We start from the raw sequence: 18,330 nt of genomic DNA on the forward strand, positions 1-18,330 counted from the left end.
GTGGGGACGGTTCAGAGGTGGACCAGTAGCCCAGAACACCGCCCAGGGGCTTCTGCTGCTCCCCTGACCGAGGTATTGCTCGCGCCAGGGCGACTATTGGTCGCTGAGCCGCGCTTCAGTGATCGGGTCGAATAGGTGCGCAGCTGTGGCGCGGACGGCGAGGTCGACTGGCGTGCCGACAGAGAGTTGTGAGAGACCGGCTGCGTCGACGACGCTCGTAAGGCGATCATCACCGGAGTCGACGTGAACGATCGCCCGAGGACCGAGCAACTCGATCAACGCCACACGAGCCGAGGCTGAGTCCGTGGGCGACAGCACGAGATCATCAGGCCGCACACCGAGGATCACAGAATCTCGTGTCGTCACACCTGCTGCGCGGATGCGGCTGCCTCCCGATGAGCGAAAGTCGCCGTCACTGATGGTGCCGGTGATGACATTCATCTTGGGGCTACCGACGAATGTCGCCACGAACACACTGTTGGGGCGAGCATAGATCTCGTCGGGGCGGCCGCTCTGAGCGACCCTGCCGTCACGCATGACGACCATGCGGTCGGACATCGTCATCGCTTCTTCCTGGTCGTGCGTGACGTACACCGCAGTGATTCCCAGTCGACGCTGAATCTGCATCAGCTCGAATCGCGTCTCGACGCGAAGCTTCGCGTCGAGGTTGCTCAGCGGCTCATCAAAGAGGAAGACGGAAGGCTGGCGGATGATCGCACGACCAATCGCGACGCGCTGTTGTTGCCCACCCGAGAGGTCTTTCGGCTTGCGAGACGTCAAGGCACCGAGGCCGAGCGAGTCGGCAACTTCCTGCGCGCGTGCGAGAGCATCCGACCGAGGTGATCGCGTAGCACGCAAGGGAAACGCGATGTTCTCCAGTACCGAGAGGTGCGGGTACAGGGCGTAATTCTGGAACACCATGGCGACGTCACGATCTTTCGGCTCCAAGCCATTCACGACGCGTCCGTCGATCGTGATCTCACCACCGCTGATCTCCTCCAGGCCGGCGAGCATGCGAAGGGAGGTTGACTTTCCGCAGCCGGAGGGACCCACCAGAACGGTGAGCGAGCCGTCGGGAAAGTCGATGTCGACATCGTCGACGATCACCGTGGACCCGTACTGCTTGCGCACTTTGTTGAATCGGACCTCTGCCATGACGACGAACCTCTCGTGAGAACTAGAACTTGACTGCGCCGCCGCTGATGCCTTGCACCAGTCGACGTTGAATGAAGAAACTCGCGATCACCACGGGCACCACGGCGATGATGATGGCAGCGCTCATGGCGCCGAGCTCCACTCCGCGGAAGGTATTGAACGCCGCGATGGCCACCGGGAGGATCGTTTCGCGGGTGGGGGCCAGGATCAGGCCGTAGAACATGTCGTTCCACGACAGTGTGAAGCCGAAGATGGCGGCCGCACCGATTCCTGGCAATACCTGGGGGATCACCACGAGGCGGAACGCGGCGAATCTCGAGAAGCCGTCGACGCGGGCCTGCTCCTCTAACGACCGCGGAACCGCATCGAAGAATCCGATGAGGAACCACGTGATGACCGGCAAGACGAAGCTCAAGTGAGCGAAGATGATCGGGACGTAGGTGTTGTCGATTCTCAGGGCGTAGGCCATCGTCAAGAACGGGAAGACCAAGACCGCGGGCGGGAGCACTTGAGCGGCGAGAATGCCGAATCGTGTGGCCGAGCCACCGGCCTTGTACGCAGAAATCGCGTAGGCGCCCATGGAACCGGCGACGACACTGATCGACACCGTCACTGCGGCGACGAACGCGCTGCGTCCCGCCGCATCAAGGATCCCCGCTTCGAAGACGCGTGCCCAGTTGTCGAGATTGGGAGAGAACAAGAACAACCCGGGGTCGTTGAGCTGCGCTGGCGACTTGAAGCTAGCCAGGGCCACCCAGATGATCGGGAAGGCGACCGTTACGGCGGCCGCCCACAGCAGCAGAGTGCGGGCGATGCCCCACGGGCTGACGCGTCGGGTCATCGTGCGGCGCTCCTTTGCAGTCGGCGGAACAAGAGCACGATCAGGGTCAGCACGATCGCGAGCAGGACGAAAGCAACGGCGGATGCTTCGCCGAGTCGGAAGAACTGGATACCTGTCTGATAGGTGAAGTACTGGATCGTCTCGGTCTCGGTGCCGGGCCCGCCGCGAGTCGTAGCGTAGACATATTCGAACACTTTGAGGGCATCAAGAGAACGCAACAGCACGGCAACGGTCAGTACCGGGGTGAGCAACGGCAACACCACGCGGCGGAAGGCATACCAGGCACTCGCACCGTCGACCTTCGCGGCCTCGAGAGGCTGGCGCGGTACCGATTCCAGTCCGGCCAGGAGCAGCAACACCATGAACGGTGTCCACTGCCAAACGTCCATCAAGGCGAGGGTGAAGAGCGCGTTGCCGGGGCCGAAGAAGTCGTAGTCGATTCCGAGAGATCGCAGCATCGCCGGGAGAGCGCCGAGCTGATCGTTCAGAAGAAATCGGAAGGTCAGGCCGACGGCGATCGGGGTGATGAACATCGGTGCAAGCAGCATCGCCCGGGTGAGGTCGCGTGCCCATTGCTGCTTCTGCAGGGCGAGAGCAATGGCGAGACCCAGCAGGGTCTGCAACGCCACCGCGATGATCACGTAGGTGGCGGTGTTCGAGAAGGCGTTCCACATGCGGGGGTCCGTGAGCACGAAGAAGTAGTTCTCGAGGCCGACCACATCGGGAGCCCCGCGGCTCGTAAGTCGGTAGTCCGTCAGGCTCAGATAGAACGCGTACCCGAGGGGAAACCCGACAGCGACGCCTGTAATGGCCAAGACGGGTGCGAGCATTCCCCACCGGAATCTCGTCATTCGCGTCACTGTCGGGTTCCTTTCCTCAGTTGGTGTGGTGCGAGTCGCTAGCGCTGAATACGCTCGACGGCAGCCTGAGCGTCAGCCAGTGCCTGCTCGACCGTCTTCGTTCCGGCGACCGCTTCACTCAGTTCGGTTCCCACGGCCTGGATCATCTCCTCGCCACCGAGACCCTGCGACAGAGGCGCGGCATCCGACAGAATCTCGATGATCGCCGCGTAGTAGTCCTCCCCGAATCCCGACTCGAGCACCGTCGGGTCAGTCAGCGTGCTTTCACGAATGGCAGCGCCACCGGCCACGACGCGCTCGACGTCGACCTCGGTGGAAGTGATCCAGGCTGCGAAGGCCCAGGCCGCATCGGAGGCCGCGGAGTTTGCCGGAATCGCCCAGCTCCAGGAACCCAAGACCTGCTTGCCGCCGGGCATAGGTGCCAGGGCAAATGACCCCGCGAGGTCGCCGGAAGCGCCCTCGGGGTCGTTGAGCCCTGGCAGGTTCCAGTTGTAGCTGATCATCGCTGCCGACTGATCGCCCGACACCGACCGGAACGCCTCATCGAATGCCCAGTTGGAGCTGTTTGCCGGCGCGGCGGTCGTGAAGGCCTCGATGTACGCCTCGAGCGCAGCCTGGGCCTCCGGGGTGTTCAGGGTGGGTGCCCCCGATTCGTCGTAGATCGAGCCGCCGGCCGCAAAGAGCCAGTTCGCCCATTCTTCGAAAATCTTGTAGCCGCGCTGCGGTTGCATCGCGATGCCTGTCCGCTCGCTCGTGGTGAGAGCCTGCGAGTTGGCGACGAGCTCGTCGAGCGTCGACGGCACGGAGAGCCCGGCCTCTTCGTAGAGGTCGGTGCGGTACAGGTAGCCGAGAGCGTAGTTGTAGAACGGAACGCCGTAGCGCACGCCGTCGACCTCAGTGATGTCGACGAGCGGCTGGAAGAAGTCTTCTGCTGCGTAGTCGGTGGTCGTGGTGATCCTGTCATCGAGAGGCTGCAGGAACCCCGCGTCGACGAAGTCGTCCATCCAGGGGTTGTCCACGACGATCAAGTCGTAGGTCGGCTCGCTCGACTGGAACGAAGCGATGAGCTTGTCGCGCATCTGGTCGAAACCGAGCGTCTCGATCTCCACCGCGATGCCCGGGTACTCCTCGTTGAACGAGTCGACCAGATCTACGACGATGTCGGTGTCGGGAACGCTCTCCATCAAGATACGGACGGTGCCCTCGGTGTCGGAGGGGATGTCGCCCTGCCCGGAGGAGGCGGGGGCTTCCGTGCCACCGGTTCCTGCGCATCCTGAGATGGTCAGGGCGAGTGCTGACGTGAGGCCGATAGCGGCCAGTAGCGCGTTGCGTCGAATACTCATTGCGTCACTTCCTTTCTATGTTGGTGTGGTGCGGGGTCTGCCGCTGACGGTCAGCGGGTCAGTCCATGTAGGCGCCGCCGTTGATCGACAGCGATTCGCCGGTGATGAAGGAGGCGTCATCAGAGAGCAGGAAGGCGACGCCGCGCGCCACGTCTTCCGGCTGCTGTAGGCGGCCAAGCGGAGTCGCGGCAACCCACGAGTCACGAACGGCCTCGGGGGTGGAGTTGCTGAGCTCGGCTTCCCAGGCCAGTTCGCGCTCTTGCATGGCGGTGGCGACGAAGCCAGGGCAGACGGCGTTCACGGTGATCTTGTGCTCCGCCAGTTCGAACGCCATCGCCTGAGTCAGGCCCACGACACCGAACTTGGAGGCCACATAGTCTGCCAAGAATGGGACGCGTCCCTGCTTGCCCGCCATCGACGCGGTGTTGACGATGCGGCCCTCTCGACCGGTGCGGATCATGGCGCGGGCGGCCGCTTGACCGCAGAGGAAGACACCTTTGAGGTTGACGGCCAGTGTGAGGTCGAGCTTCTCCAGAGAGATGTCGACGAATGGCTGCATGAAAGAGACACCAGCGTTGCTGACCCAAGCGTCGAGCCCCAGGGTGTCGGCGATCTCGTCCGCGACCGCCGTCACAGCCGCGGCGTCGGTGACATCGAGCTGTCGGCTCATGTGCTGTTGCCCCCCTGCCGTCGACAGCAACTTGGCGGTCTCGGCGGCGGCGGCCTCGTCCAGGTCGGTGGCGACAACGCTCCAGCCACGGTCGGCAAGCGAAACGGCGATTGATCGGCCGATACCGGATCCGCTTCCGGTGATGACGACGACGGAGGTCATGAGTGTGCCTTTCGAGAGAGGGAGTGGGAGAACGGGGTGAGGGCGACACTGAGTTCGCGCCATTCGCGGTACGCGGCGTCGTACTGTGACACGCGAGCCGGGTCGGGATGAACTATCGGACCGAGGGAGACGTACCGGTCGACATCGGTCCACTCGTCAATCAGGCCGACGCCGATCGCAGCGATGACGGCAGCACCGAAGGAGGCCCCAGGATGATCGACAATCGGGTTGAGGTCGGTGCCGAGAACGTCCGCGTGGATCTGTTTCCAGAGCGTGGATCTCGACCCCCCGTTCGTGACCATAGCCCGGGAGAGGGGCAAGCCCAGGTCACCGAAAACGTCAGCATGGTGTCGGAATCCGAAGGCGATCGATTCCAGTACCGCGCGATACATGGCTCCGCGCGAGGTGCCGAGATGGAGTCCGACGAAAGCCCCGCGGAGGTCGGGGTCGTGGAGGGGGCTCTTCTCGCCGAGGAAATAGGGGAGGCAGAAGAGCGCGCCAGCTGGCTCCATATCAGCTTCATCATCTAGTCGGAGGAGCTCGGCTCCGCCGGTCAATGCTTGGAACCACCGGATGAGACTTCCCGATGTCGCCATACAGCCGTTGGGAAGCCAGAGTCCAGGAACAGGATGCGCATCAAGGTAGAGGCGTTCGTCGACCAGAGCCTTCTCGCTCGCAACCAGGATGTCGCCTGCTCCACCGAGCTTGATGAGCCAGTCGCCGGAAGTCCGCACGCCGGCTGAGTAGGCCGAGAGCACATGATCGGCACCACCGACGACGAGAGGAATTCCGGCGGGAAGGCCGGTGCGCTCCGCCATCTCACGTGACAGCGAGCCCACGACGGTTCCGGGTGCGGCGATATCGGGAACCCTGTCCTGCTCGATCTGCGCTGCCGAGAAGGCCTGCGCAAATCGCTCTCCCGCGATCGTGAATAGACCAGATTCGAGTGCCCAGTTCTGCTCGACGTGCGGTCGACCGCCGAGGTGCATGAGAATCCAGTCGTATCCACCGACGACGACTCGTGTGCGGGACCAGATCTCCGGTTCATGCTTCTGAAGCCAGAGGAGCGTGGGGGCGACGGACTGCTGGCTCACGGCACTGCCGGTCGTCTCCACGGGGGAGAATGGTTCGAGGTAGTCGGCCACCTGCGCAATCTCGTCGACAGCTCGAGCGTCGCTCTGCAGGATGGCGCGCCGAAGCGGCATGCCATCATCACCTAGCAGGAGCACGGCCGGCACCATGCCGGTGGTCGAGATCGCCGCAACGCGGCGGGCATCGAGCTGATGGTGGGCGAGCAAGTCAGCGATCGCTGAAATCGTGTTCTCGATCCACTCCCGAGGATCAGCCTCTGCGATTCCAGGGCCGTCGGCGTTCGCGGTGACGCTTCGACTCACGGCTGTGAGGCGGCCGTCGGCCGCGTCGAAAGCGACCACCTTCGTGCCGGTCGTGCCGATGTCGATCCCGAGCGTGATGCTGGCCTTCATGTGAGCTGCCCCTTCATCGACGAGGCGGGCGGTTGGACACAGATCACGGTGACTCCTGCTGATTGGGCGCTGCGCAACGCGGGGTGCTCAGGAGGCCCATCTGTCACGAGGGTGTCGAGGTCGGCGAGGTCGGCGATTGAGATCAGCTGCACCCGCCCGAGCTTGCTCGAGTCGGCGACCACAATGATGCGCTGGGCCGATCGTGCCGCGGCGCGCTTCACGTGCGCCTCGTCGTAGTGGTAGTCGGTGACGCCAGCGCCCTCGTCTACGCCGGCCACGCCCATCACGAATGTGCTCGCGTTGAATCGATCGAAGCTCTCTTGAGCTCCCGCTCCGATGAGGCTGAGCTCGCCCGGGCGCAACTGGCCGCCGGTTACGTAGACCTCGGAATCGACTTCCGAACTCAATTCCGTCGCGACCAACAGGCTGGGGGTGATGACCGTGAGGGGCAGGTGCCGCGATCGGATCTCTCGAGCTACGGCGAGCGCCGACGAGCCACTGTCGATGATCACCGTTTCTCCTTCATGGAGGAGGTCGACCACGGCGGAGGCGATGTGTGCCTTCTCGGTCGCAGCCAGGGCGGCTCTCGCTTCAAAGGAGGGTTCCGCGGCAGCAGACCCGACCGAGATCGCACCGCCCATGACGCGTCGCAACACGCCTTTGAGCTCCAGCGCCTCGATGTCACGACGAATCGTCATTTCCGACACGCCGAGCTCAGTGGCGAGACTGGTGAAGTCGATCTCGCCCTCGTCGAGTACGCGCTGTTCGATCAGCGCTCGTCGCCCTTGAACTGACATGTGACCACAGTAGACGCAAACTGTGATCTTGTAACACCCTTTTGGTTACAGTTCTGTAAAAGGTTCCCAGTAGTGCGAGAAATGTGGGAACATTTGACATGTCGCGGGATGACATCTCATCCGCCTTGCGCACTCGATCACGCCGACTCTGATTGTCGGGCAGCAGAAAAGGAGCATCATGACCACCTGGTTGGACGACATCTTCGCGGTGAAGAAGCCTGTGATCGCGATGCTGCACTTGTCTGCGCTGCCGGGCGACCCCGGGTACGATTCGTCAGCGGGCCTCGACGCAGTGATCGCGCGTGCTCGTCAGGAACTACACGACCTGCAGGCAGGCGGTGTCGACGGCGTCATGTTCTCCAACGAGTTCAGCCTTCCGTACCTGACGCAGACCGAGCCAATCACTGCCATCACCATGGCGCGCGTCATCGGGGAGCTGCGCTCGGAAATCACTGCGCCGTTCGGCGTCAACGTGCTCTGGGATGCTCGAGCATCGATCGACCTGGCAATGGCGACCGGCGCCCAGTGGGTACGCGAGATCTTTACTGGGGTCTACGCGAGCGACTTCGGGCTGTGGAACACCAACGTCGGCGAGGTGGCGCGTCACCGCGCTCGGATCGGTGCCTCGCACGTCAAGTTGCTGTTCAACATCGTTCCTGAGTCGGCACAGTACCTGGCCGACCGCGACCTCGCCTCGATCGCCAAGACCACCGTGTTCGCTACTCTGCCCGATGCGCTGTGCGTCTCGGGTGCGACCGCGGGAGCGCCGACTGACACACAAGCCCTTTCGATCGTGAAGAACGCCGCAGGCACCGTTCCGGTATTCGTGAACACGGGTGTTCGGGCCGAGAACGTCGGCGAGCAACTGTCGATTGCTGATGGTGCGGTGGTCGGCACCTACTTCAAGCGAGATGGTCGCTTTGAGAACACGGTCGACCCTGCACGTGTGGTGCAGTTGATGACGGCCGCCCGCGAATTCCGCGCCACCCTCGCCTAGCGGCGACAACGCGCTCTCGCGCTCGCCCCACTACAACTCCGTCTCCACAATTCAGGAGATCGGGATGCTCGCACCCGGTCGACACGCCGTGCGAGCATCCCGAACCGCCGTATTCGAGTGCTGACTCCTGAATTGTGGAGACGCGCCCGCGTCGGCGAGTCCTGAATTGTGGAGACGCGCCCGCGTCGGCGAGTCCTGAGGTGTGGAGACTGTGACCCGGGCGGGTGGGGGAGACTGGAGGCGATGACCTCCTCGCTGCTCTTGTCGATGCCCGCCCCTTACGAGGCCGGCGCCGCCTTCGACGCGATCGAGAACTGGGCCACCGACGAAGGCCTCACGCTCTACCCCGCGCAGGAGGAGGCGATCTTCGAGCTCGTCGCCGGCGCGCACGTGATCCTCGCCACCCCGACGGGTAGCGGCAAGAGCCTCGTCGCCGTCGCCGCCCACGCGATCGCCCTCGCGCAGGGCCAGCGCAGCTACTACACCGCCCCCATCAAGGCCCTCGTGAGCGAGAAGTTCTTCGCCCTCGTCGACATCTTCGGCGCCGAGAACGTCGGCATGGTCACGGGTGACAGCAGCGTTAATGGGGATGCGCCCATCGTCTGCTGCACAGCCGAGATTCTCGCGAATCAGGCCCTGCGCCACGGGTCTGAGGTCGAGGCGGGGCTCGTCGTCATGGACGAGTTCCACTACTACGCCGACCCCGAGCGGGGCTGGGCGTGGCAGGTGCCGTTGCTCGAGCTGACCCACGCGCGGTTCCTGCTCATGAGCGCGACCCTCGGTGACGTCACACCCATCGCCGAGGACCTCGAGCGTCGCACGGGCCACCCGGTGAGCGAGGTGACGCACGCCGAGCGGCCCATTCCGCTCACGTTCGACTACGTGAAGACCCCCGTGCACGAGACGGTGCAGACGCTGCTCGACGACGGGCAGGCGCCGATCTACGTCGTGCACTTCAGCCAGGCGGCCGCGATGGAGCGCGCTCAAGCGCTGTCGAGCATCCGCATCATCACGCGGGAGCAGCGCGACGAGATCGCCGCCGCGATCGGCGACTTTCGCTTCACGACCGGATTCGGCACGACGCTCAGCCGCCTCGTGCGCTCGGGCATCGGCGTGCACCACGCCGGCATGCTGCCCAAGTACCGCCGACTCGTCGAGGTGCTCGCCCAGCGCGGGCTGCTGCGCGTCATCTGCGGTACCGACACCCTGGGCGTGGGCATCAACGTGCCCATTCGCACAGTGCTGCTCACGGCGCTCAGCAAGTTCGACGGCGAGAAGATGCGGCAGCTCACGGCCCGCGAGTTCCACCAGATCGCGGGTCGCGCCGGCCGCGCCGGGTACGACACGGCCGGGCTCGTCGTCGTGCAGGCCCCCGACCACGAGGTCGAGAACCACGCCGCGACGACGAAGGCAGGCAGCGACCCGAAAAAGAAGAAGAAGATCGTGCGCAAGTCGGCACCGGCCGGCTTCGTCACGTGGAGCGAGACGAGCTTCGAGCGGCTCATCGGCGGAGCACCCGAGCCACTCGAGAGCCGCATGCAGGTCTCGGCGGCCATGCTCATCAACCTCATCGCGCGCGGCGGAGACGTCTTCGGTAACGCCCGAGCGCTGCTGACGCAGAATCACGAGCCGCCGCACCGGCGGCGTGAGCTCGTGCGCCGTGCGCTCGGCATCGCGAAGACCCTCGTGCGCGCGGGCGTCGTCGTCATCGAGCCCGGCGGGCGCATCACCCTGACGGTCGATCTGCAGCCCAACTTCGCGCTCAATCAGCCGCTCAGCCCCTTCGCACTCGCCGTCATCGAGTCGCTCGACCCGGAGGACGACGCCACGACGGTCGCGCCGCCCGCGCCGGGCGCCGACGATGAGCACACAGTCCCCGGCGCGGCGCCCGAGGCCGCCCCGCACTACGCGCTCGACGTCGTGAGCGTCATCGAGGCCACCCTCGACGACCCGCGGCCCGTGCTGCGGCAGCAGGAGCACAAGGCGCGCGGCGAGGCGATCGGCCGCATGAAGGCGCAGGGCATGGAGTACGACGAGCGCATGGAGGCGCTCGACGACATCACGCATCCGCGCCCGCTCGCCGACCTGCTCGAGGCCATGTTCGAGACCTACGCGGCCACCCAGCCGTGGATCCGCGACGTCGAGCTGCGCCCCAAGGCGGTCGTGCGCGACATGTTCGAGAAGGCCATGAGCTTCACCGAGTACGTGAGCCACTACCAGCTGGCCCGCAGCGAGGGCCTCCTGCTGCGCTACCTGAGCGACGCCGACCGCGCGTTCCGCCAGACGATCCCCGACGACGCCAAGACGCCGGACGTGCTCGACATCATCGAGTGGCTGCGTGAGCTCGTGCGGCAGGTCGACTCGAGCCTGCAGGACGAGTGGGCGCAGCTCACGGCGCCTCACTCCGACGTTGTGGAAGGCGAGCCGATCCTGCCGCCGCCCCCGCCGGACGTCACGACCAATCGGCGGGCATTCACCGTGCTCGTGCGCAACGAGCTGTTCCGCCGCGTGCAGCTCGCGGCGCTGCAGCGCGACGACGACCTCGTCGAGCTCGACCCGGAGGCGGGCTGGCCCGAGGCGCTCGACGCCTACTACGCCGAGCACGAGAGCATGGGCACGGCGGGCGGCGCGCGCGCAGCATCCCTCGTGCAGATCTCCGAGAATGATCCGGATGCTGGCCCCGGCTTCTGGAGCGTGCGCCAGGTCATCGACGACCCGGCCGGCGATCACGACTGGGGCATCCACGCGACCGTCGACCTCGCGCAGAGCGCGGAGCGCGGCGAAGCGGTCGTGCGCGTGGAGGGCCTGAAGCGCCTGTAGCCGGGGTGCCCCGCGCTACTGGATGGGCGTCATGAAGACGAGGAACAGGGCGGGGGTGAAGATGCCGAGGCTCACGAGCCCCGCGGTGAGCAGCAGGGTGACGATGAGCGGCCACCAGCCGCGGCCCGCTTGACGCTGCACGACGATGCCTCGTGCCGCGAGATAGCCGACGTTGCCGAGAAGCGCCCACCATCCGGAGGCGCGCTCGAGGTGTCCCCACTCATGCAGCTTCTCGCGGTCGCGCCGCACCCAGACGATGATCCACATGATGGGCAGAAGGCTCGCGGCGAGCACCCAGAACCAGGGCGTCGACTCGATGCCGGTGAGCACCGTCACGGCGAGCTGGGCGAGGAAGGCCACGAGGGGAGTGGCAGCGAGCATCCAGGCCGCGAGGGTCGTGGTGCGCTCCGGGGTGTACTCCATCGACTGGGCGGCCGTGTTCCACAGGTCGCTGCGGGTCACCGATCGCATGCCGAAGGTGCCGAGCTGCGTGCGCGGCCCGGCGTCACCCGTGGAGGCGCTCGACGGAGCCGAGGTCGGCGTGGCGGAGTACGGCACCGAGTACGAGTAGGGTTCCTCGCCGACCGGGGCCGCGACGGCCGCCCCGTTCGCGTCGGTCGTCGTGTCGACGCCGGTCACCGCGACGCCGGTCACCGCGACGTCGGCCACCGCGGCGTCGGCCACCGCGGCGTCGGCCACCGAGGCGTGGCCGTGCGCGACCGCGGCGCCGGGGGAGGCGGGCTCGCCGTGCGCGATCGGCTTGGGTCGAGTGTGCTGGGTCCACCGGGCGCCGTCCCACCAGCGCAGCCGCAGCGCGATCTCAGGGTCGTCGTACCACCCGGCGACGGGGAGGGTCGAACCTTCGGTCATGGCGGGTCCTCGGGGAAGGCGGGAGCGGGAGCGCAGAGGTGCGGGTCACACGACGCGTCGCTCGGCGGAGTGGCCGTGGGGTGAACGCAACGCTCGTCGACGGCAAGTCTACGGCGCGGGGGTGCGGGAGCCTACGAGCACGCAGTCCCCAGTAAGGGGGACTCGATGGGGTACAGAACGGGGGTCGCTTCGCCGCCGAGCAGGTCAGCCAGCGTCGCGCTCCAGGTCGCCGAGCATGCGCCACACCGTCGTCGTGAGGGCCGGGTGGTCGAGCGCGATCTGCCGCAGTACGCGATAGTTGCGGGCCGGGGAGGGCAACCGGTCGTGGTCGGCGCGGATCGACTCGGCCCGGAGCATCCACACCACCAGCTCATCGACGGTGGGGAGCTCCGTCATGAAGTCCCACGGGTCCTCTCCGTCACGGCAGCGAGCGAGGATGACCGTCTGCAGCTCGTCGTGAGCCTCGGCGCGCAGAACCTCGAGGCTCGCGCCTCGGGGCCGGTCACGGTCGCTCACCCTTCGACCCTACGTCGAGGGAGGTGGGGGAAGGGTCAGAGCAGAGGCTCGATGGTCGCGAGCACGCCGGCGGGGTCCAGAGCCCACCACGTGCCGATGACGGCAGCCTGGGCGACCAGCCACACGTACAGCGGCCACGCGATGGCGCCGGTCGTGCGACCGATGCGCACACTGCGCACGGCCAGGTACACCGGCGGCACGACCAGTGCGGTCACCCAGGGCGCCGTGCGCAGGTGGCCGGCGAGGGCCATGAGACGCGTGTCCTGCCCCGCGAGCGCCGCGTAGAGGATGAACGGGAAGATGACGGTGAGCCCGCGAGTCCAGGCCGAGCTCTCGGGCGGCAGGCTCGTGAAGACGGCGAAGATCAGGAGGGCCTGGGTGATGGGCATCGTCGCCATGAGCCAGACGGAGGCGGTGTAGACGCGCTGGCGCGGCTCGAGGGGCTCGGAGACGACGGCGCTGTCGCTCTCGCGACGGCGGCGCGGACGTGCCGTCTCGAGGTCCACGGCGCTCACGGGCGTCCTCGCCGACCGGCGGCTCAGCGGCGCGGGGCTCGGGTACGCGGCCGAGGGCACGCTCGCCGAGTAGCTGGAGTATGCCGAGTCGGTGCTCGGCGAGTGCAGCGACATGCGGTGCGCCGCGCGCGCGGAGTCGCGGGGCGTGAGCGTCACGGGTGCCGATCCGGCCGGGGTGTAGACGCTCGGAGCGGCGACCTGGTCGTTGCGCTGCGCGAGAGGCTCGCGCGGGGCGGGCGCCGGCATGGGCGCGAGCGCCTCGACGTGCTCCGTCCACTGCGCGCCATCCCACCAGCGTCGGTGAGTCGCTTCGCCGCCGTGGGCTGTGGCGATCGGGTCCGGATACCAACCTGCTGGCACCTGAATCGCGGTCGTCGTCATGATGTGGTCCCCCTGTGTGCTCCCGGCCCCCCGGCCGGGTTGCGATGCTTCACCCGCAGCGTTCGGTGCTGCGGGGGTGTCGCGAAGCTATTCGGGTTCCACGCGACGTTCGGTGTGCGATCTTCAGTTGTTCGGTGCTGCTGGGTAGGTGGTTCGGTGGTGCTGGGTAGGTGGTTCGGTGGTGCTGGGTGCGGTGCTGCGGTGATCTGTCTTCGGTTGTCGAGTATGCCGGGCCTGTGTGGCGGTTGCAGGGGGGCCGTTCGCTTATCGAACGACAGCCCTATCGAACGAAGCTGAAGATGCCCCAATCGTCGACCTGCCAGGTGATCCAGCCGTTGGCGCGCTGCAGGCTCACGGTGACGACGAGGTTCTCGCCGGAGGAGTTGACGGCGGGGCACCGCAGCTGCTGGCCGATGAAGAGCGGCGGGGAGGCCGGGCAGTCGACGTCGAGCATGGTGCCGATCGAGCGGGCGTTCGCCTCGATCGTCGAGGCCGCCTGGTCGGCGAAGACTCCGGGCATCGCGGCGATGATGAGGCCGGGAACGGCGAGAATGGATGCTCCGACCAGACCCGAGACGAGCAGCCACACGGCCACGGGGCCGAACCCGGCACCCGAGACGCGGCTCAGTCGCACGGCACGCGCAGCGAGGTACACGGGCGCGGTGCCGAGAGCCCACAGCCAGCTGGCGGGGGCGTCGATGCCGCGGCGGCGCAGGGTGCGGGCGTCGAAGTAGGCGAGCGCGGCGACGATCGGATACGGCACGACCCAGATCACGGCCATGAAGATGAGGCTCGGGCCCGTCGTGAAGGCGGCGACGACGAGCAGGCTCAGCAGCAGCTGCAGCATCGGCAGGAGCGCGATCGCCCACGACTCGACGGTCTGCACGTTGCCGCTGGGGGCTCCGAGCGCCTGGTGGGTTCCGGAGCGGCGGGTCTCCGACGCTGCGCGGGGCGACTCCTGCGAGTAGGGGGCGTACTGCGGGGCGCCGGGGGCCGAGGCGAAGCCGGGTGCGGAGCCGTACTGCGGCGCGGAGCCGTACTGGGGTGCTGAGCCGTACTGGGGTGCGCTGCCGTACTGCGGAGCGGAGCCGTATTGGGGCGCGCTCCCGTACTGGGGTGCCGAGCCGTACTGCGGCGCCGAACCCTGCTGGGGGGCGGAGCCGTAGTGCGGCGCGCTGCCCTGCTGCGGCGCGGAACCTGCGCCGAGATCCCACGGTGCGCTGCCGCTCGCCGAGACGGGGCCGGGCGTCGATCCCGGAGCGGAACCGGGCGCGCTGCCGCTGTCGCGCTGCAGCGGAACCCACGGCGAGGGCGCCGGGTCCTGCGGCGGCTTGAGCTCGGATTCGGCCTGCAGGTCGGCGAAGGCGGCTGCGGCGAAGGCCTCCGCCGCTGAGTTCGCGGGTCGCCCGCCCGCGGGAGCCGAGGAGGCGCTGCGGGGCGCGGCCGACTGCTGCGCCGCGGACTGCTCGGCCTGGTCGCCGGGCTCGATGAGCTGCGGCACGGCGCCCGTCGTCGGCGGAGCGAGCTGGCGCAGGACGTTCGCCGTGGGTTGCTGCACGGCCGGCTGCTCGGGCTCGGAGCCCTCCCGTGCGGGGTCGTCGAGCGGAGCATCCTCAGGGGTCGACGCGGTACGGAGGTCTCGACGCCGGGGGAGGTCGTCGTCGGCGAACATCGTCGGGGCCGCGGGAGCGGTCGGAGCCTCGGTCGGCACCATCGGCTGGCGGGCGTCGGAGACGTGCTCGGTCCACGCGGTGTTGTCCCACCAGCGCAGCTGCGGCAGTCCGAGCGGGTCGGGATACCAGCCCGCCGGAACGCGACCGTAGTCGTCTTCTGCCACGATTATCGTTCCCCCTTGTTCGCCGGTTGTGGAACACCGGCCCCCGTCAGTGTACGGGGCGAGGGGCTCAGGAGCGATGATTCGTCATCCCCCCGTCGTGGTGTCCCCCGTCGTGGTGTCCCCTACTCGGGGGCCCCGCGCAGCCTCTCGTCGCATGCGCACCGCGTCGATCACGAGACCGACCGCGATGGCGACCACGATCGACACGACGACGGCGACCACGGGGTAGTCGCCGAGCCACGCGCCGAAGGCCGCACCCACCCCCACGTTGTAGACCGCCCAGGCCGAGCAGGCGAGCAGGCTCAGGGGCAGGTAGCGGCGGTACGGGAAGCCTGTGGCGCCCGCCACGAGGTTGACGGCGACGCGACCGAACGGAATGTAGCGGGCGATGAGGATGACGAGCGCCGCGCGCCGCTGCAGGTTCTCGCCCGCCCACGCGAACACGGCCCGCACACGGGCGTGCCGCACGCGGGCGAGCAGCGGCGCCCCGAGGCGGCTGCCGAGCAGGAACGTGAGACTGTCGCCCACCACGGCCGCGAGGGCGGCGACGAGCACGAGCAGGAACGGGTTCGGGGTGCCCTCCGACACGGCGAGGGAACCGAGAGCCACGACGACCGTCTCGCTCGGCACGACCACGAGAAACGCGTCGGCGACGGTGAGGAGAGCCGTGACGGGCAGCGCCCAGGGCGATGCGGCCGCGGCGACGACCCACTCGGTGAGGGCATCCACAGGCCCTGGTGTACTCCGCTCAGGTGAACAGCGGGCGACGCGCGGCGCTCAGGGGAGTAGCGGTCGACGCGCGGCGCTCAGGGGAGCAGCGGTCGACGCGCAGCGTCGAGCCACGCGCGCCCTCGCTCGGCGCGCCCCGGCTCGACGACGAGCCGCGGCCCCTGCACCCACTCGGTCGCGACCCGCAGGCCGTGCAGGGCGCTCAGCACCCACAGCTCGGCCCCATCGAGGTCGCGCGGGTGCGCCTGCACCGCGCGCACCTCGACGCCCTCCGCCGTCGCCGCGTCGGTCACGATCCGCTCGGTGACGCTCGGGATGCGCGGCAGAGCGTCATCCACGCGATGCAGCACCCCATCCCGCCACCACACGAGCGAGCTGTACGCGCCCTCGACGACCTCCGCCGTGGGAGTGAGGATGATCGCCTCCTGCGCGCCGTGCGGCTGCACGAGCGTGCGCAGGCGCTGCAGAGACTCCAGGTCGGGGCCCTTGATGCGCGGCTGGATGCGAGGGTCGTGCGGTGCCGTGGCGACGACGGCCTCCGTGCTGGTCGGCGGGGTGGGGCGCACGCGCAGGGAGAGCTGCGCGCCCTCGCCGCGAGCCCGCAGCTCCACGCGGGGAAACCAGTCGCCTTCGCTCGGGATGAGGGCGAGCGCGGCGCTCCAGAACGCCTGCGGCTCGGTCGCCTCACCGAGCAGTGCGGCGACACTGCCGAGGAAGCGGTCGTGGTGATGGTGCAGGCCGCGCGTTGCGCCGTCGACGACGCGCCACGAGTCGGCCGCGAGCACGGCGCCCGCGTGCGGGTCGCACCAGTCGACCGGCTGCCACGGGCCGTCGGTCGCGGAGGACCCGCGCCAGACGTGCAGTGCCTCACTCATAGGATTCAGCGTATGCGTCACGGTCTGCTCGTCGAGCCCCTCGGGCGCGTCGGCGCCGTCGATGGCGTGGATGACCTGCCCGCCCTCGACGCCGAGGCCCTGCTGCTGCGCCTCGACGCGGCACACCCCGACGCCGACGGACTCGTGTGGCTCGACAGCGGTGTGGGGGCGCGCTCCGGCCGCAGCCTCCTCGCCGTCGGCGAGCGCGTGCCCCTGCTGGAGGGGGAGCCCGTGCTGCCCGCGCTGCGGACGGCGCTCGCCGCGATGCCCGCCCTCGGTCGGCAGCCCGACAGTGGCGGCGGCAGTGGCGGCGACAGCCTCGGCGACGACGCGGTGCCGCTCGGGCTCATCGGCTGGTTCGGCTACGAGCTGCGGGGCGAGACCATGGGCATGCCCGTTCCGCCCGTGCCGGGTCACCACCGTGCGGCCTGGCTGCGCGTCGACCGCGGCGTGCTCATCGACCACGAGGCGGGCACCGTCAGTCTCGTGGCGCTCGACGATGCAGGTACGGGGCAGTGGAGCGGCGAGATCGCCGACTGGCGGCACCGGATGCTCGACCTCGTGCGCGGCGCGAGCGCAGCATCCCCGCCCCCCGTCGCCGACCCGCAGCCGGCCACCGCCGTGTGGCGCGATGACGACGCCCACTACGCGGCGCTCGTGGCCCGCTGCCAGGAGGCGATCCGCGAAGGGGAGGCGTACCAGCTGTGCCTCACGACGCAGGCGAGCGTGACGGGCGCCCACGACGCGGACCACGACCCCGTGGAGGTGTACCGCCGGCTGCGGCGCGGCAGCCCCGCCCACCACGGCGCGCTGCTGCGCATCGGCGGCACGGCACTGCTGAGCGCGAGCCCCGAGACGTTCCTGCGCGTGAGCGACGGCACGGTGAGCACGCGCCCCATCAAGGGCACGCGGCCGCGCCACGCCGACCCCGTGCGGGATGCGGCGCTCGCCGCGGAGCTGAAGGCGAGCGACAAGGAGCAGGCCGAGAACCTCATGATCGTCGACCTCATGCGCAACGACCTCTCCCGCGTGAGCGACGTCGGCACGGTCGCCGTCACGGGGCTGCTCGAGGTGGAGAGCTACGCGCACGTGCACCAGCTCGTCTCCACCGTGCAGGGGCGGCTGCGGGAGAGCCTCGACGCGCTCGACGCGGTCGCGGCGTGCCTGCCCGCCGGATCGATGACGGGCGCGCCCAAGCGGCGCGCGATCGAGCTGCTCGCCGAGTGGGAGGCGGGGCCGCGCGGCGTGTACTCCGGCGCCTTCGGCTACCTCGGGGCGGACGGCTCGGCAGACCTCGCGATGGTGATCCGCAGCATCCTGCTCGAGGGGCAGACAGCGACGATCGGAGCGGGCGGCGGCGTGACCGCGCTGAGCGAACCGGAGGCCGAGACGGCCGAGATGCACCTCAAGGCAGCGGCCCTGCTGCGAGCGCTCGGCGCGCAGGCTCAGCCGGTACCCTGAGAGTTCGCGCCCGCAGC

At 68.2% G+C, this 18,330-nt stretch carries 16 protein-coding genes; 3 read left to right on the plus strand and 13 right to left on the minus strand.

Features of this window, described 5'->3' with window-relative positions; all coding sequences use genetic code 11:
- Window positions 1-93: 93 nt before the first annotated feature.
- The 7 genes from IE160_RS05080 to IE160_RS05110 all read right to left on the minus strand — a co-directional run bounded on the left by IE160_RS05080 (window position 94) and on the right by IE160_RS05110 (window position 7,312).
- Entirely contained in the window at window positions 94-1,155 is a 1,062-nt protein-coding gene (locus IE160_RS05080) for an ABC transporter ATP-binding protein (protein ID WP_152583093.1), read from the minus strand.
- A 22-nt stretch (window positions 1,156-1,177) separates the two neighbouring features.
- Window positions 1,178-1,996 (minus strand): carbohydrate ABC transporter permease, encoded by an 819-nt coding sequence (locus IE160_RS05085; protein ID WP_152583092.1) that lies wholly within the window; start codon window positions 1,994-1,996, stop codon window positions 1,178-1,180.
- Window positions 1,993-2,826 carry a carbohydrate ABC transporter permease gene (locus tag IE160_RS05090; protein WP_152583091.1) on the minus strand — a complete coding sequence of 278 codons (834 nt, stop codon included), beginning with the start codon at window positions 2,824-2,826 and terminating at the stop codon, window positions 1,993-1,995. The genes IE160_RS05085 and IE160_RS05090 overlap by 4 nt, the downstream gene beginning before the upstream one ends.
- Before the next feature lie 68 nt (window positions 2,827-2,894).
- On the minus strand, window positions 2,895-4,199 hold the full coding sequence (locus IE160_RS05095) for an ABC transporter substrate-binding protein (RefSeq protein WP_152583090.1): 1,305 nt from the start codon (window positions 4,197-4,199) through the stop codon (window positions 2,895-2,897).
- Window positions 4,200-4,257: 58 nt separating this feature from the next.
- Window positions 4,258-5,031, minus strand: a complete 774-nt coding sequence (locus tag IE160_RS05100) for an SDR family NAD(P)-dependent oxidoreductase (protein ID WP_191151825.1) — start codon at window positions 5,029-5,031, stop codon at window positions 4,258-4,260.
- Window positions 5,028-6,515: an FGGY-family carbohydrate kinase gene (locus tag IE160_RS05105; protein ID WP_191151826.1), complete on the minus strand. Its 1,488-nt coding sequence runs from the start codon at window positions 6,513-6,515 to the stop codon at window positions 5,028-5,030. Before IE160_RS05105 ends, IE160_RS05100 begins: the two co-directional genes overlap by 4 nt.
- Window positions 6,512-7,312: a DeoR/GlpR family DNA-binding transcription regulator gene (locus IE160_RS05110; protein ID WP_152583087.1), complete on the minus strand. Its 801-nt coding sequence runs from the start codon at window positions 7,310-7,312 to the stop codon at window positions 6,512-6,514. The genes IE160_RS05105 and IE160_RS05110 overlap by 4 nt, the downstream gene beginning before the upstream one ends.
- Window positions 7,313-7,502: 190 nt before the next feature.
- Between IE160_RS05110 and IE160_RS05115 the strand changes: the two genes are divergently transcribed.
- Complete coding sequence (locus tag IE160_RS05115; RefSeq protein ID WP_284438298.1) at window positions 7,503-8,309, plus strand: BtpA/SgcQ family protein; 807 nt, start codon at window positions 7,503-7,505, stop codon at window positions 8,307-8,309.
- 243 nt (window positions 8,310-8,552) lie between these two features.
- Window positions 8,553-11,129, plus strand: coding sequence for a DEAD/DEAH box helicase (locus tag IE160_RS05120; protein ID WP_191151828.1), 2,577 nt, complete (start codon window positions 8,553-8,555; stop codon window positions 11,127-11,129).
- A gap of 15 nt (window positions 11,130-11,144) precedes the next feature.
- Here the strand turns inward: IE160_RS05120 and IE160_RS05125 are convergent, their stop codons facing one another.
- The 6 genes from IE160_RS05125 to IE160_RS05155 all read right to left on the minus strand — a co-directional run bounded on the left by IE160_RS05125 (window position 11,145) and on the right by IE160_RS05155 (window position 16,852).
- Window positions 11,145-11,999 (minus strand): DUF2510 domain-containing protein, encoded by an 855-nt coding sequence (locus tag IE160_RS05125; RefSeq protein ID WP_191151829.1) that lies wholly within the window; start codon window positions 11,997-11,999, stop codon window positions 11,145-11,147.
- A gap of 204 nt (window positions 12,000-12,203) precedes the next feature.
- A complete protein-coding gene (locus tag IE160_RS05130) occupies window positions 12,204-12,515 on the minus strand; it encodes a tryptophan synthase subunit alpha (protein WP_152583083.1) in 312 nt (103 codons plus the stop codon).
- Between the two features lie 35 nt (window positions 12,516-12,550).
- Complete coding sequence (locus tag IE160_RS05135; RefSeq protein WP_191151830.1) at window positions 12,551-13,411, minus strand: DUF2510 domain-containing protein; 861 nt, start codon at window positions 13,409-13,411, stop codon at window positions 12,551-12,553.
- 280 nt (window positions 13,412-13,691) lie between these two features.
- The gene (locus tag IE160_RS12530; protein ID WP_224744588.1) at window positions 13,692-15,248 is read right to left on the minus strand and encodes a DUF2510 domain-containing protein; all 1,557 of its coding nucleotides are present in this window, start codon (window positions 15,246-15,248) and stop codon (window positions 13,692-13,694) included.
- Between the two features lie 84 nt (window positions 15,249-15,332).
- On the minus strand, window positions 15,333-15,977 hold the full coding sequence (locus tag IE160_RS05150; protein ID WP_152583081.1) for a DedA family protein: 645 nt from the start codon (window positions 15,975-15,977) through the stop codon (window positions 15,333-15,335).
- A 77-nt stretch (window positions 15,978-16,054) separates the two neighbouring features.
- On the minus strand, window positions 16,055-16,852 hold the full coding sequence (locus IE160_RS05155; RefSeq protein ID WP_191151831.1) for an aminotransferase class IV: 798 nt from the start codon (window positions 16,850-16,852) through the stop codon (window positions 16,055-16,057).
- A gap of 12 nt (window positions 16,853-16,864) precedes the next feature.
- Between IE160_RS05155 and IE160_RS05160 the strand changes: the two genes are divergently transcribed.
- On the plus strand, window positions 16,865-18,313 hold the full coding sequence (locus tag IE160_RS05160; RefSeq protein ID WP_191151832.1) for an anthranilate synthase component I family protein: 1,449 nt from the start codon (window positions 16,865-16,867) through the stop codon (window positions 18,311-18,313).
- The last annotated feature ends 17 nt before the right edge of the window (window positions 18,314-18,330 follow it).

It is taken from the genome of Chryseoglobus sp. 28M-23 (assembly GCF_014789785.1).
Taxonomy (GTDB): domain Bacteria; phylum Actinomycetota; class Actinomycetes; order Actinomycetales; family Microbacteriaceae; genus Microcella; species Microcella indica.